The following is a 13,195-nucleotide window of genomic DNA, read 5'->3' on the forward strand; positions in this document are numbered from 1 at the left end:
AAGTATGCTTTCGACATGGCAAAGTACGAGTCCTTGCTGCCGGAAATCGAGAAAAAATTGCGTGTATTGCCCAGCAGCGAAAGTGCTTGCCTTGTCGGCAAGATTGAGTTATATTTGAGGGAGTACATTAGCCCAGAGGCATTGGAGGTTCTGAAAATGGCATTCCAGAGTATTGGACAAAGGCTTGGCTTTGTGAGCGCCGGAGACGAATACCGCGCCCTTGAACGCAAGGTTCGTAGAATGGAGTCGGCAAGCAAGGCAAAAGATGCGAAACTGGCTGCGAGTGAAGCTAAACTGGCCGACCAGGCCAATGCTCTTGCCGAGAAGGATGCACTGATTGCTGCTCTTCAGGCGAAGCTGGCCGAAAAAAGCAAATAGCTGCTGCGATCATTTCGCATAACGTTAGGACCCCTCGCGGGTCCTTTTTTGTTTGCGTCTCCCCCGCGCCCCTCCGGTGTCATCCCCGACTTGTTCGGGGATCTCCTTTTTCTCCAAACGAAGCTACTGCGGCTTACAAAGGCTTTTTCGCACACTCAAAAGTCCTGCAAAGCCTTCCCAAAAGATTGGCTCAGCCCTCGAACTCCTTGCTGCGCTCACGAACCATTCACGATGCTCCGATTTCGCTGATTTTGTAGCCTTGCGATAACATTATTAAGGGTCTTTAGTAAATTTTTTATAATATGTAATAGGCTTTAATCGTAATTTTTTGACTTCTATTTTTGGCTGCGGTTGTATAGGGACTTCCTAAGACTGGGGTTCAATATGAAGAAGTTTGCAATAGCTGTAGCTGCTATTTTACTCTGCGCTGTAGGCGCCACTGCCGTGAATACTTGCACGCCGGGGACTCCGAAGGTGTACGGCTCTCTTACCATAGACACCATGACCGTTGATTTTGGTAATGACGTTGGCAAGTATGTTCGGTGTGTTGCCTATTTTGACGATAAGAGCCCGAATCGTGATTCTACGATTAGTGTTCCTGATACGGAATATGTGGAACATATTATCTATCATCGTGATTTCAGTGGCAATACATATGGAACGGTAATGTTCCCCTTTGAATCCACTCTTTTTGGTGGTGATGGACTTCAGCTTTTTGGCGCGAACGTTTACAAGTTTGTAATGCTGAAACGTTATTGTCCACAATGCGTTGTGCAGGCTATTGTCGATGAAGTAAAAAGAGCTGATACCTTGGAAGCCAATACCCCCTACATTGTAAAGGTTGGTGGTGTTGAGGGGGCTAGTCAAATTGAATTTCGACAGACCTATGAAAATTTCCTGAAGGTACCAAGCTATCCGTTGAGCACCAAGGGTGGAAATAACGGGGTCGTCGTGTCCGAAGACGAAGATTCCAAGGGCTGGAAATTCGTTGGCACTTACAGCTACAAAAAATGGGTGGCTGGCGATAAGGATCTCGGCCGCGTGTATGGCTATGCCGCCGAAAAGCGTGAAGCCACGGATGGCAAGAAAGAAGTTTCTGTTGGCGACTTTGTGAAGGGCTCTGCCGGCGCATTTATCCGCCCCATGCGAGCTTACTTCTGCAACAACTGCGCAACTGGCAAGTTCGTCGGTATGAAGGCTGCTGCAAAGCCGGAGGAAACAGCCTCCCTGGATGAGGGACTTCCCGAAAAGATTGAAATTGTCATTCGCGGAAGCGATGGCGACTTGACCCCCATTGGCGTGATGAATACCCGCACTGGAGAAATCTCGACGGATGATAATCTCTGGTTCGACATGAAGGGCCGCAAGCTGAACAAGAAGCCTACCGCCAAGGGAACTTACTACAACAAAGGCCAGAAGGTCGTCATCAAGTAGGGGAGAACCATGAAGAAAGAATATGTAGCCCCGAAGATGGATGTTCTGGAAGTTTGCGTAAATGCCGCACTGCTGCAAGGCTCCGGTACCGAAGGCGGCCCCGACGCTACCGAATACGATGGCGAATTCGGTTTTGACTACAATCCCGAAATGAACAAGAAAGCCTAATTGTTAAAATTTGCAGTAGAAATGCTCGGCCAGGTGGCCGGGCATTTTTCGTTCTGTAAAGTGGTTTCTTTTTTCCGAAATTTTTATTTATCTTCAAGGGTATGACATTCCTGCTTGTGGTCATATATGTCGCCTTTATCGGCTTGGGTCTCCCGGATACGATTCTGGGGGCGGCATGGCCCTTGATGCAGACTGATCTGGCGGCCCCTCTTTCTGCGGCGGGAATCCTTTCGATTATCGTGAGTGTCGGGACGATAATTTCCAGCCTGATTACGCCTACGTTGATGCGCAGGCTTGGTACGGGCAAGCTGGTGGCGATTAGCATTTGCTGTACTGCAGTGGCTACGGCTGGATACGGCCTTGCGACCGCTTTCTGGATGATGTGCGTCTGTGCCATACCCATGGGCCTTGGTGCCGGAGCCATCGACGTTGCCCTCAATAACTTTGCGGCAATCTATTTGGAATCAAAGCACACCAACTGGCTGCACGCCAGCTGGGGCGTCGGGGCCTGCCTGGGGCCTGCAATCCTGTCGGCTTCCGTTTTTGTGGGGGCGGGGTGGCGAGGTGCCTATGAACTGAATGCAGTCTTGCTCGGAGCCATCGTGGTGATGATGCTGGGGGCTCTCCCGTTGTGGAAACGTGTCGAAAAAACGAGGCCAAGTAGCGAGAGTGGGCGAGGCAACGGTTCCGAAAATCGTGGTGGCAAGACCTCCGCTCCGGTGGAAAATGACATATCCTTGCGGGCGGCCCTTCGCGTACCTGGCATGAAGCTTTCCTTCTTAACGTTCTTCTTTTATTCTGCCCTGGAAATTTCCACTAGCCTTTGGTGTGGAACTTATTTGGTTGCCCGCGGCTTTGCTCCGGAGATTGGTGCTTTGGCGGTTTCTCTGATGTTTGCTAGCGTCATGGTTGGGCGTGTCGCCAGCGGATTCTTTGCCATCAAGTTTACGGATATGCGCCTGGTTCATGCGGGAATCGCCATTGTTGTCGTGGGGTGCTTCGTCTTGATTTTGCCTTTGCCGTTGTGGTTTACTCCCCTTTGCATTTGCCTGCTTGGTCTTGGCTGCGCTCCCGTTTATCCGTCCTTGATTCATGCGACGCCGGCTCGTTTTGGAGAAGAACTTTCTGGGCGCGCCATCGGCATTCAGATGGCAGGCTCCTATGTGGGTTCCGTGTTGATGCCGCCCGCCTTCGGCTTCGTTGCCGCTCATTTTTCTGTGATGCTGTGGCCCGTTGCGTTGGCGATATTTGTGGCGTGCCTTTTGGTTTGCGTCTGTCTCTTGGATTACGTGACCCGCAAAAAACTGAATAATGCTTTTGCCAAGGAACGCATTATGGACGTTCTCCATCAAGTATCTGAAATGAATGCCGCCCGCAACCGCCTTCGCAAGGAACGCCGCCGTGCCCGCCGAAAAGCAAAGCAGGCCCAGCTGCAGAAGGCTCGAAAGAAATAACTTGGAAAATTTCTACATTTTCGTCTATGGCAAAGAAGAAAAAGTTTTTTAAGTCCCCGGCGCTGGCTCAGGCCAACCGCAGCAAAGAAGATCGCCTTCGCGATACCTTGACTCAGATCGTTAGCGGTGAAAGCCGCCTGTTGAACCGCCCCGATGACTTGTACGAAACCATCGGCAAGGGTATTGACGATATCGAGGATTGCAAGGATCCCAAGGTTCAGCTGGAACTTTTGGCTTGGACCTTGCGTACCGATTTCGTCTCCTTCAAGGTAGATGACGAAGAAAAGGAATATTGGGACAGCCTGTTCTACGACGCTGGTACGTTCTTTGTGGAAATTGCCAAGCAGTACGAAGACAAGGATTACGTGGCCGACCTGATTCACGACCTGGCCGTGCGCCATGTGGGCGGTGAAGGCCGTTCCGTGGTGTTCCTGAGCCTTGAAGAGGTGATGCCGCTGGAAAGGGCAAGCAAGCTTTTGAATGAACTTGTGGCGGAAGAAGCTCAGTTCGCCGACGAAAACCGCGAAGACGTTCTGGACGCCATTTGCGATATGGCAGACGCTATCAACGATTCTGCAAACTATGCCAAGGCCGCCCTGCTGAAGGATCCGGACAAGAGCAACGCTACCATCATCGACATTGCAAACGCCTACTTCATGGCTGGCGACCTGGTGCTTGCCAAGCAGTGGATGAACGATGTGAAGAATCCCGGCAACGAAGACGAAGAAGCTTACCTTGATTTGCAGGCAGCCATCGCCGACAAGGAAGGCCGCAAGTCGGATTGCCTGAAGATTGCCCGCCAGCTTTACGAAACCTATCCGAGAATCATGAACCTGGGCCGCCTGGCCGCATTGCTTTCGGATTCCGAAGCGGATCAGCTGTTTACCGAACACGAAAAGTTCCGTTGCGGTTCTTCTGCCAATATGGAATTCATGCAGCTTCTGGCTGGCATGAAGCGTTATAAGCAGTTGGCCGGTTATGTAGACAAGTTTGAAGAAGACTTGGCTGGCATGGATGCCGAAGAGCTGAACGAAATTGCCGATGCCGCCGAAAAGGATGGCGAAAAGGATCTGGCCAAGCACATCCGTGACTGGATCGTAGAAGAGCCCGAAGAAGCCGAAGCCTTCGACGACAAGGACTAGGTTCGACTCCGTTCACCTACCGAGGTTTGATTCCGCTAGTCATTGAGCGAAGCCGAAATGTCATCCCGGGCTTGTCCCGGGATCTCCTTTACTCTAAAAGCATTTCCTGTGGAATGGCGCCTTCTATTACCAGGAGGCGTCTTTTCATATCTAGGCCCAGCCCGAAACCTACCAAGGCTCCGCCTTTCCCGATAACGCGATGGCAGGGGAGGATCAGCGGAATCGGATTCTGGTGCAGCGCCTGCCCGACGGCTCGCATGGCCTTTGGACTCCCCACGATTTCTGCGATTTCCTTGTAGGTGCGGGATTCACCGTAGGGGATTTCCTTGAGGGCGTTCCAGACTTTTGTCTGAAATTCCGTGCCGTATAATTTATATGGTATGCTGAACTCTTTCCGCTTACCCGCCAAGAATTCGTTCAACTGAAGAACGACTTTGCGGTAGGCGCGGCTCACTGCCGGCGACATTTCGGATTCAATATCGGCAACGGCGTAAGTGCAGGCCTGAACCTGGCTTGGCTTTGCGTTGTCAGAATTGTAGCGCAGGCTGCAAAGTTTAGACTTCTCGAATACAAAAGTCCATTCGCCCCATAAGTTTCGGTGGCGTATGGTTGTGTATTTTTCGTCTGAAAAGTCCATATCCTGAATATACAAGATTATTTTTTATGTGGATGAAAAAAGGCAGTGCTTTTTCCTTTAAAAAGGATTTTTGACCGCCTTTTTGTTATGTTGTATGTGAATTTTCCTGCAAAACGCACTTGATGTTGAAGAAAATCTCCTTCTTTTTGAAAAAATAGAAGCGAAAATCCTCTTTTTTATGCCTTTTTTATGGATAAACTAAAAGAAAGGCGGTGGATTGACCCTAAAAAAGGTATTTCCACCGCCTTTTTTGCTGCGAACTCAGCGAACCACTATCTCAACGGGTATTCCTTGAATTCCTTTACGCCGAATTCCTGACGCAGGTAGTCCCAGCGGACCAGGCGGTTCTTCCAGTAGTACTTGCGGTACAGACGGCGAGCCACGCGGCTTGTGAGTTCGTAGGGAATGGTGTGATGGTCGTCGGCCACGCTTTCCATGGAAATGCGGAAATCCAGTTCGCCGTTCACCACGTCTACGGTTTCACCGACTTGCACGTCGGGAATGTGGCTCACGTCCACCATGGTGGCATCCATGCAGACTCGACCCAGGATGGGGCAGAGCTGTCCGCGGATAAAGACGAATCCCTTGTTGTATTCACCGCGAAGGTAGCCGTCGCCGTAACCGATGGCGATGGTGGCGATGCGGGTGGGCTGCTGTGCCATCCAGTATCCGCCGTAGCTTACGGTTTCGCCGGGCTTCACATCGTGAATGTGACGGATAGTAGACTTGATCTTCATGACAGGCTTGATTGGCCAGGGGGAAGGGGCGGCTCCCATGGGATTGTAACCGTACAGGGCGAGGCCGGGACGGACCATGTCGAAATGACTTTCGGGATGGGTCAGTGTGCCTGCAGAACTGGAGCAGTGGCAAATTTCGGGACGGAGGCCTTCGGCTTCCAGCACATCTACCAAGCGGGCAAATCTCTGGATCTGGATTTCGGTCTTGGGGTTGCCCGGCATGTCGGCGGTGGCCAGATGAGTGAACATGCCTTCGAACTTGAGGTTCTTGAGGCTGAGGGCGGCACGTACGTTGTTGAAGTCTTCGGCGTCGAAACCGTAGCGGTTCATGCCGGTGTCAATTTTCAGGTGGGCCTTGCAGGTGCAATCGTTTTCACGGAGGAACTGGTCGAAAGCCATGGCGGTACGGATGTCCGTAATGACGGCGGTCAGCTGGAATTCTACGAAGTAGGCGAAGTCTGCGGGGGTGCAGGGGCCAAGAACCAGGATGGGCAAGTCCATGCCGTACTGGCGCAGGACCATACCTTCGCTGATGTGGGCTACGCCGAGGTAGTCTGCTCCGCCGAACTTGGCGGCAAAGGAACAGGCCAGGCTGCCGTGACCGTAGGAGTCTGCCTTGACGGGCAGGAGAATCTTGGTGTTGGCAGGAATCTGGCTACGGATAAACTGAATATTGTTACAAAGGGCGTCGAGGTTGATTTCAATCCAATTGGGGCGCGCGATTCTATTAAGATCGGGAGGATTCTGTAAAAGCTTCATGATGCAAAAAAATATAAGAAAACTCTAATTTGGAATAGAACAGGTTGCCGTATTTTTTGTAAAAATGGACCGCTAAAATGATGGGGTGAATCTGCCTCTAGCCCTTATGCCATATGGCATTGGCGGTTCGACTGATTTTTTACAGAAAATCCCATAAAGATTTGTTTACCGATGCCGACGTTCCCGCCTGATTTTTTCTTTGTACATTCAAGATGTTCGAGATGAATTTCGTTCATTCCCCGAAGTAAGGAGCGGTGGTAGAACGGAGTTGAGAACAAGCTAACTTAACGTTTTCGTATTCCCGTTTCATATAAAGTTTGAGTGTTGGACATTGCCCTGCAATGTCGTTCTCTGCTTTACCCCCTCATAAAAAAGACTCTCCCCAAAAGAGCCGTTTCTAAGGTATTTCTCCCATAAATCACCAAACTCTTTCCGAAAGGAAAGGAGGATAAAATCATGAAAAACGTAAACGAAAAGAAGAAAGTAAAATTGGATCCGCTGGTAGCTGCGCTGATGCCGGATTCCGACAAGAAGATGGGTGCCATTGCAAGTGGTTCTCTTCTGGTGGCGCTTGCCCTTTGCTTTTGGGCGGCGGCATTCGAACAGCTTGTTCCCGAAGTGGCCTTTGTGGATTCGGTGAACGAGAACATCAGGGCTACCATGCAGATCCTAGACCGAAAAGAAGAAAAGAAGGAGGAACGTCCCAAAAGAAAGATGGAACAGGTCAATCGCAGGAGAGCGGGTGGCGGCGGCCCCCGTCGTGGTACGGGTAGACCTAATGCGGTCCAGGAACGTAGTGTTCTAAAAATGCTAACGGCGCAGACCCATAGCGCAAGCGCCGGGGCCTACGATCTGATGACGCAGAAGTTCGCCAAGGATATCGACAAGGTGCTTAAGCACAGCAGCGGCCTTCAGCTCTCCGGAAAACATCGAATCGGTGAACGTGCCGGTAAGGTGGACGGGGGCTTTAATCAGGGCTATGCTGCTGGCGGTAGCGGTGGCGTGGGAGATGCTCTCAGCAGTCTTATTGGAGGCTCTGCCGGAGCGCTTTCCACAAGGGCTAGGGGGCCTATGAAAATTCCGTCGCCTACGGATATTGAGTGGGGTTCCGATCATTCGGTCCGTTCGTCTTCTGATGTGATGAAGGTGATTAGGACTCGAACGCCTGGGCTTCGCCATATCTACAACAAGTACCTCAAGAAAAAACCGGGATTCCAGGGCAAGGTGACTTTGCGGTTTACCATTGCTCCGGGCGGTGAAGTCATTAGCAACGCCATTGTCGGGTCGACAACCGGCTACGCGGAATTCGATAGTGAAATCAGGAATGCCGTGAGCCGTTGGACCTTCAGTAAGATTAAGGCGGGCAATACCACCGTGACAATCCCCTTCACGTTCTCTGAATAGTATAACACCCTAAACCCCGATAGCCCCCAAGGCTGTCGGACATTTTTATATTTAGGTATGAGTTTTGAGTCATGAGCTATGAGTTAATAAGTTAGGCGCCTTCGGCGCGATTATAAAGACTCGTATCTCACGGCTCATCATTCACTACTCACCGCTCATCACTCACTGCTCATTATGAAAGATCCTCGCATTACCAAGCTTGCTGAAAATTTGATTAATAACGCCATTGCTCTTAAGGCTGGCGAAAACATTCTCATCGAAACCACCGACACTCCCGATGAACTGACGACGGAGTTGATCAAGGCTGTTTCCAAGGCTGGTGGCAATGCCTTTGTGCATAACTACAATGGCCGTGTCCGTCGCGAAATGATCAAGTCCGCTTCTGTGGAGCAGATGAAGCTGGCTGCGGATCTGGCCATGGAAGAAATGCAGAAGATGCAGTGCTACATTTCTATCCGTGCTGCAGAAAACGCCATGGAAAACTGCGACATTCCTGGCCCGCAGATGAGGAACTATCGAATCATCAACCAGGCTGTTCTGGACTATCGTGTGAACAAGACCCGCTGGTGCGTACTTCGTTGGCCCAACCCCTCTATGGCACAGGCCGCCAAGATGAGCACCGAAGCTTTCGAGGACTTCTACTTTGAAGCTTGCCTGGCCGATTACCCCCGCATGGCCAAGGCCGCCCAGAATCTGGTGGACCTGATGAACCGTACCGACAAGGTGCGCCTGGTTTCCAAGGGAACGGATTTGACCTTCAGCATCAAGGGAATTCCTGCCGTTCCTTGCTGCGGCAACATGAACATCCCCGATGGCGAAGTCTATACCGCCCCGGTCCGCAACAGCGTCAATGGCGTAATCCAGTACAATACTCCGTCCCTCTATGACGGCAAGCAGTTCGGCAATGTGCGCCTGGAATTCAAGGACGGTGCCATTGTGGCAGCTTCTTGCGAAACTGGCGATAACAATGCTCTGGTGGCCCTGTTCAATACCGATGAAGGCGCCCGCTATGTGGGTGAATTTGCCATCGGCTTTAACCCCTACGTGAACAGCGCCATGTGCGATATTCTCTTTGACGAAAAGATTGCAGGCTCCATTCACTTTACCCCGGGCCGTTGCTACGAAGACGCTCCCAACGGTAACGTTTCTGCCATCCACTGGGACCTGGTCCTTATCATGCGCCCGGAATACGGCGGTGGCGAAATCTGGTTCGACGACGTTCTGATCCGCAAGGACGGCAAGTTCGTCATCGACGAACTGAAATGCCTGAATCCCGAAGAACTGGCTTAATTTTGTCCATAACCTGCGCATTACTGCGTTGCTCGCCCCCTTACGACGAAAAAGTCCCCGCATCTGTTTGATGGGCGGGGACTTTTTGTTGTCTTAGAACGGCTTTTGTGTTCTGTATATTATTTGTTTTGCTGTTGGACGACTATTTTTCCTTCGACCAAGAATGTCAAAATTTTTTTGAGATATGGTGAAATCTATATCAAAGGTTTCTTCGGTGGTGATGTCTTGGCTCTGGCCGTAGGGAGCTTGTTTTTGCAATGATGTGTGGCAGTCGATTTCTACATACCACCAGCCAATGTTGCCGTAGCTGAAGGAGCCGCTCCACAGCCAGGAGTTTCCGCAATCGCCACCGCGGGATGGGTTGCATTTATAGCATGTGCCGTTGTATGCGAAACAGGCTGATGTTGGATTGCTTGGAATTTCGTCCAACGGGAAACCGGGACATGCTCCGATTTTATTTTTATCGATTCGGTTCCCTGTATTGCAATCAACCTCTCGCCACCACCATGAATCCGATGCATTGTCATTTACCCAGCCATTGAACTCGTTGGCTCGGGCGGGATTCAGGGAATAGCAAGAGCCCTCTTCCATGTTTTGTAGACCCGAATTGAAAATTTGATCGGGGTTGTTGACGATACCGTCAAAAACGTTTGTCGCCAAGGATGAAGAAGAACTTGAAACCGCTGCCGATGAACTTGTTGGATTTATGCTAGGAGTGATTTTCCTCTGATGTTCTTCGATGATATATTCGCAGAAATCGTATGCGTTTGAAAGTGTCCTCGGACTTAAAGTTGAAAGATGGCCTCTGCCGATGTAATCGTAGTCGTAGTATACATACATTGTCGGGAATGTCTTAATCGATTCATCCCCGAGTTCAATAGCCATTTTTCGTGTGAAATTAGCAGGGATTCGACGTAATGTTTTCTCTGTAAATTCCAAATCCTTGTCGAAATAAATTACGTCAGAAGTGAATCCTGTACAGCCGTTTTCGTCCAAAGCTCCGTTGAAGCATGTGTAGTATGGCTGCTCAAGGTAGGCTCCGTTCTGGCCACAACTTTCTTTATCGTTGTAGCATCGGTAAAAAAGATGGTCGTAGTTCTCGTAATACTGTACTGCTGCGAATTTAGCCCTTATGCCCAAGGATGTTTCGTTGTTTTCGTGCCGACAATAAATTTCTACGGCTCCGCCGTCTAAGTCTAGGGTAGGAATGCCATTCATTTCGGGTCTTGTTGTGCTGACGTAGCGAGAACCTTCGCCTCCCTCAGAAAAACATTCGTTTGCATAGTGCTCGCGCATAAGCGAATCAACAAGCAATACCGCATTTTCCTTGCTAAGTCCCCCCTCTTCTATATAAGGAGACAATTTTTCACAATATTCTACGGCAGAAGAAATCGACAAAAAATAGTTAGATAAAGTAAAATTTTATTCATTTAATTGCACATTCCCTTCTTTAAACACTCTTTCATCATTTTTCTAAACAATACTTCTGGGTCGGGTTTATGAGGCAACCGGTTTCCTTTTATTTGATCAAGAGAATCATTGTATTTTTTTACTTCTGAGACGTACAATCTAAAGGAATCTTTTTCCATCTTTTTTTTCACCTTTAATTCGACCAAAGAATCCAATTTTTTTTCGTCCGTTTCAATAGAAAATTCTTCCATTAATAGTTTAGTTTCGTCAACTTTTATTTTTTCAACCTGCTGTTGTCCCCGACGTTGTTCCAGTTGTTGTTCTTGTTGCTGTGTCTGTTGTTGCTTTTGCGATTTTGCCCCATCCTCCGAACACCCGATCATTATGGCTACCATCACCACGGCAAAAGCCCAAATCATTTTCGAAAATTTATCCATCATATTTAAACCTCTTTTCTGTTAATATATCCAATGAACTGTTTATTTCCAACAATTTTTCTTCATGCTCAATTTTCTACTCCATGGTTAAGTAGATAAAATAAAAACACAAGGCGAACTTGTCTGTAAATTTCATTCGAGTAAAGTTTTTTTTATAAATAACATAATTCTACATCAATACAAAAATTAAAGTATTCACATCATTAGAAGGCGATTCTTCATCGGAGGAGCTGGATTCCACAAACGAGGAACTGCTGAACGCGGAGGAGGAACTAGATTCTGCGCATCCCGGAATCGTAGCACCGCAAGTTCCTCCATTCGGGTTAACCTTCACAATGTCGCCACCCCATAAATTTGGGAATGAGGGATGCTGACAGGTGAGATTGCTTTCTCGACAATCTTCATGGCAAGCGTTTTTGGTTATTTTCAATTCTAATGTCACGGCAAATCCATCGCAAAAATCGCAAGTCGCATTAGATTTCCAAAAACCATTCTTTGATGAACTCCCTCCACATTCTGAAACCCATGTTCCCGTATATGTAAAATGAGAACCTTCGCCTCCCTCAGAAAAACATTCGTTTGCATAGTGGCTTTGTCGATCCTGATTTAAAGATGATATGACAGCATCTTTGCTATATCCATTATTCATGAACGGATCCAAATTATCGCAAAATTCTATAGCAAAAGGGACTGACGAAAATGTCAAAATTATGAAAATGATGATTTTATTCATCTGTGCATGTTCCCTTTTCGATACAGTCTCGAATTAACTTTCTTAGAACTCCTTCTGGACCTGGTTTATGAGGTGTATTTCTGTCTTTTCTTAAATCTAGGGAATCGTTAAATTTTTTTTGTTCTTCAACCATTGCTTTAAATGGTTCTTTTGCCATGGCGTCTCTGACTCTCTCCTCAATTAAAGAATCCATTTTTTTGTCCTTGTCTGTTGTGCCCAAATTTTTCAATTCGCACTTAAATTTGCCGTTAGGGCAATTACGCTGAGCACAGCGAGCTTTTTCTTCACATGGCAAGCCCCTACAGCCATCCAAACATCCGTGCGTACGAGGTTCCGGACCACCCAAAAGGACTTTCTTTTTTTTCATTTCCTCTCTGACTTTTATTCGTATTTCTTCATTTGTTTTTTCATTGCAAAAACTGAAGTTTTTTTCGTAATTGTTGCCAAAACAAGGTCCGTTCATCTCCTGTTTTCTTGCTTCAATCGCACTGTCCAAAAGGCCATTTTGCATAAGGCTATCCAGAATGAATGTAACGTCATTTTTGTATGCAGTTGTGTCTAATCTAGATGCGCACGACCGGAAATTTCTGCAAATTTCGCTGACCACATCTATGAACAGTTCCGTATCCTTGGCGTATTCCCATTTTTTTATAAATTCTTTTTCAGCTCTAATAAAGGCCCTAACTCCAACCATGATGGAATCGTTCGGGTCATAATCCTTATAAGTGACAATCCGGGAGCTGTCCAACGGAATTATTCGCTTTTTCTTGTGAGGTGTTGCTGCGGGAGGGGTGGTCAACTGTATTTCCGCCGATTGAGTTTCGTTTACGTCCTTCTTCTCCGAACATCCGATCATCATGGCGACCGTCACCACGGCAAAAGCCAAAATCATTTTCGAAAACTTGCTTGCCATATTCAATTTTCTACTCCATGGTTGTGTAGATAGAATAAATAATGAGTGTGTATTTGTCTATAACTTTTATTTAGGTGAAGTTTTTTTTGAATAGCATAACTTTATGCTAATTGAAATATTTGTCCCATTAGAAGACAAATCTTCATCTGAGAGGCTGGATTTCGCTCACCCGGGAAGTAAGGCTGTTTTTGAAAGACAACGTGATGTAAGAATCATAAGCGTCACAATTCGCAATTGATTTTGACGTGAGAGCAATTACGCTGAACACAGCGAGCAGCTTCATCACATGGCAAACCTCT

At 48.2% G+C, this 13,195-nt stretch carries 12 protein-coding genes and 1 pseudogene; 7 read left to right on the plus strand and 6 right to left on the minus strand.

Features of this window, described 5'->3' with window-relative positions; genetic code table 11:
* The 5 genes and pseudogenes from BUB94_RS16820 to BUB94_RS09630 form a co-directional block, all read left to right on the plus strand.
* A pseudogene (locus BUB94_RS16820) lies at positions 1 to 378 on the plus strand (hypothetical protein); the annotation flags it as partial.
* 384 nt (positions 379 to 762) lie between these two features.
* A complete protein-coding gene (locus BUB94_RS09620; protein WP_073236508.1) occupies positions 763 to 1,812 on the plus strand; it encodes a hypothetical protein in 1,050 nt (349 codons plus the stop codon).
* 9 nt (positions 1,813 to 1,821) lie between these two features.
* On the plus strand, positions 1,822 to 1,980 hold the full coding sequence (locus BUB94_RS16825; protein WP_158236590.1) for a hypothetical protein: 159 nt from the start codon (positions 1,822 to 1,824) through the stop codon (positions 1,978 to 1,980).
* Positions 1,981 to 2,081: 101 nt separating this feature from the next.
* Complete coding sequence (locus tag BUB94_RS09625) at positions 2,082 to 3,434, plus strand: MFS transporter (RefSeq protein WP_073236511.1); 1,353 nt, start codon at positions 2,082 to 2,084, stop codon at positions 3,432 to 3,434.
* Positions 3,435 to 3,460: 26 nt separating this feature from the next.
* Positions 3,461 to 4,576, plus strand: a complete 1,116-nt coding sequence (locus tag BUB94_RS09630; protein WP_073236514.1) for a hypothetical protein — start codon at positions 3,461 to 3,463, stop codon at positions 4,574 to 4,576.
* Positions 4,577 to 4,664: 88 nt separating this feature from the next.
* On the opposite strand, the gene BUB94_RS09635 is transcribed toward BUB94_RS09630, so the two are convergent.
* Both BUB94_RS09635 and alr read right to left on the minus strand, forming a co-directional pair.
* Positions 4,665 to 5,213: a methylated-DNA--[protein]-cysteine S-methyltransferase gene (locus BUB94_RS09635; RefSeq protein WP_073236685.1), complete on the minus strand. Its 549-nt coding sequence runs from the start codon at positions 5,211 to 5,213 to the stop codon at positions 4,665 to 4,667.
* 272 nt (positions 5,214 to 5,485) lie between these two features.
* Entirely contained in the window at positions 5,486 to 6,709 is a 1,224-nt protein-coding gene (alr, locus tag BUB94_RS09640) for an alanine racemase (RefSeq protein WP_073161588.1), read from the minus strand.
* A 456-nt stretch (positions 6,710 to 7,165) separates the two neighbouring features.
* On the opposite strand from alr, the gene BUB94_RS09645 reads away from it, so the two are divergent.
* On the plus strand, positions 7,166 to 8,113 hold the full coding sequence (locus tag BUB94_RS09645) for an AgmX/PglI C-terminal domain-containing protein (protein ID WP_073161587.1): 948 nt from the start codon (positions 7,166 to 7,168) through the stop codon (positions 8,111 to 8,113).
* A 174-nt stretch (positions 8,114 to 8,287) separates the two neighbouring features.
* A complete protein-coding gene (locus BUB94_RS09650; protein ID WP_073161586.1) occupies positions 8,288 to 9,403 on the plus strand; it encodes an aminopeptidase in 1,116 nt (371 codons plus the stop codon).
* Positions 9,404 to 9,496: 93 nt separating this feature from the next.
* Here BUB94_RS09650 and BUB94_RS09655 read toward each other — a convergent pair whose 3' ends face one another.
* The 4 genes from BUB94_RS09655 to BUB94_RS09665 all read right to left on the minus strand — a co-directional run bounded on the left by BUB94_RS09655 (position 9,497) and on the right by BUB94_RS09665 (position 12,896).
* Positions 9,497 to 10,801 (minus strand): hypothetical protein, encoded by a 1,305-nt coding sequence (locus BUB94_RS09655; protein WP_139260186.1) that lies wholly within the window; start codon positions 10,799 to 10,801, stop codon positions 9,497 to 9,499.
* 32 nt (positions 10,802 to 10,833) lie between these two features.
* Entirely contained in the window at positions 10,834 to 11,253 is a 420-nt protein-coding gene (locus BUB94_RS09660; protein WP_073236520.1) for a hypothetical protein, read from the minus strand.
* Between the two features lie 166 nt (positions 11,254 to 11,419).
* On the minus strand, positions 11,420 to 11,983 hold the full coding sequence (locus BUB94_RS16470; RefSeq protein WP_139260187.1) for a hypothetical protein: 564 nt from the start codon (positions 11,981 to 11,983) through the stop codon (positions 11,420 to 11,422).
* Positions 11,976 to 12,896: a hypothetical protein gene (locus tag BUB94_RS09665; protein WP_073236524.1), complete on the minus strand. Its 921-nt coding sequence runs from the start codon at positions 12,894 to 12,896 to the stop codon at positions 11,976 to 11,978. Before BUB94_RS09665 ends, BUB94_RS16470 begins: the two co-directional genes overlap by 8 nt.
* Between the last annotated feature and the right edge of the window lie 299 nt (positions 12,897 to 13,195).

Origin of the sequence: Fibrobacter sp. UWH9, from assembly GCF_900129715.1 — a bacterium.
In the GTDB taxonomy this organism is placed as follows: Bacteria; Fibrobacterota; Fibrobacteria; order Fibrobacterales; family Fibrobacteraceae; genus Fibrobacter.

Excerpts from the sequence above, each read along its gene's own strand:
- BUB94_RS09620 (WP_073236508.1), top strand. The coding sequence starts at position 763 with ATGAAGAAGTTTGCAATAGCTGTAGCTGCTATTTTACTCTGCGCTGTA.
- BUB94_RS16825 (WP_158236590.1), top strand. The coding sequence starts at position 1,822 with ATGAAGAAAGAATATGTAGCCCCGAAGATGGATGTTCTGGAAGTTTGC.
- BUB94_RS09625 (WP_073236511.1), top strand. The coding sequence starts at position 2,082 with ATGACATTCCTGCTTGTGGTCATATATGTCGCCTTTATCGGCTTGGGT.
- BUB94_RS09630 (WP_073236514.1), top strand. The coding sequence starts at position 3,461 with ATGGCAAAGAAGAAAAAGTTTTTTAAGTCCCCGGCGCTGGCTCAGGCC.
- BUB94_RS09635 (WP_073236685.1), bottom strand. The coding sequence starts at position 5,213 with ATGGACTTTTCAGACGAAAAATACACAACCATACGCCACCGAAACTTA.
- alr (WP_073161588.1), bottom strand. The coding sequence starts at position 6,709 with ATGAAGCTTTTACAGAATCCTCCCGATCTTAATAGAATCGCGCGCCCC.
- BUB94_RS09645 (WP_073161587.1), top strand. The coding sequence starts at position 7,166 with ATGAAAAACGTAAACGAAAAGAAGAAAGTAAAATTGGATCCGCTGGTA.
- BUB94_RS09650 (WP_073161586.1), top strand. The coding sequence starts at position 8,288 with ATGAAAGATCCTCGCATTACCAAGCTTGCTGAAAATTTGATTAATAAC.
- BUB94_RS09660 (WP_073236520.1), bottom strand. The coding sequence starts at position 11,253 with ATGATGGATAAATTTTCGAAAATGATTTGGGCTTTTGCCGTGGTGATG.
- BUB94_RS16470 (WP_139260187.1), bottom strand. The coding sequence starts at position 11,983 with ATGAATAAAATCATCATTTTCATAATTTTGACATTTTCGTCAGTCCCT.
- BUB94_RS09665 (WP_073236524.1), bottom strand. The coding sequence starts at position 12,896 with ATGGCAAGCAAGTTTTCGAAAATGATTTTGGCTTTTGCCGTGGTGACG.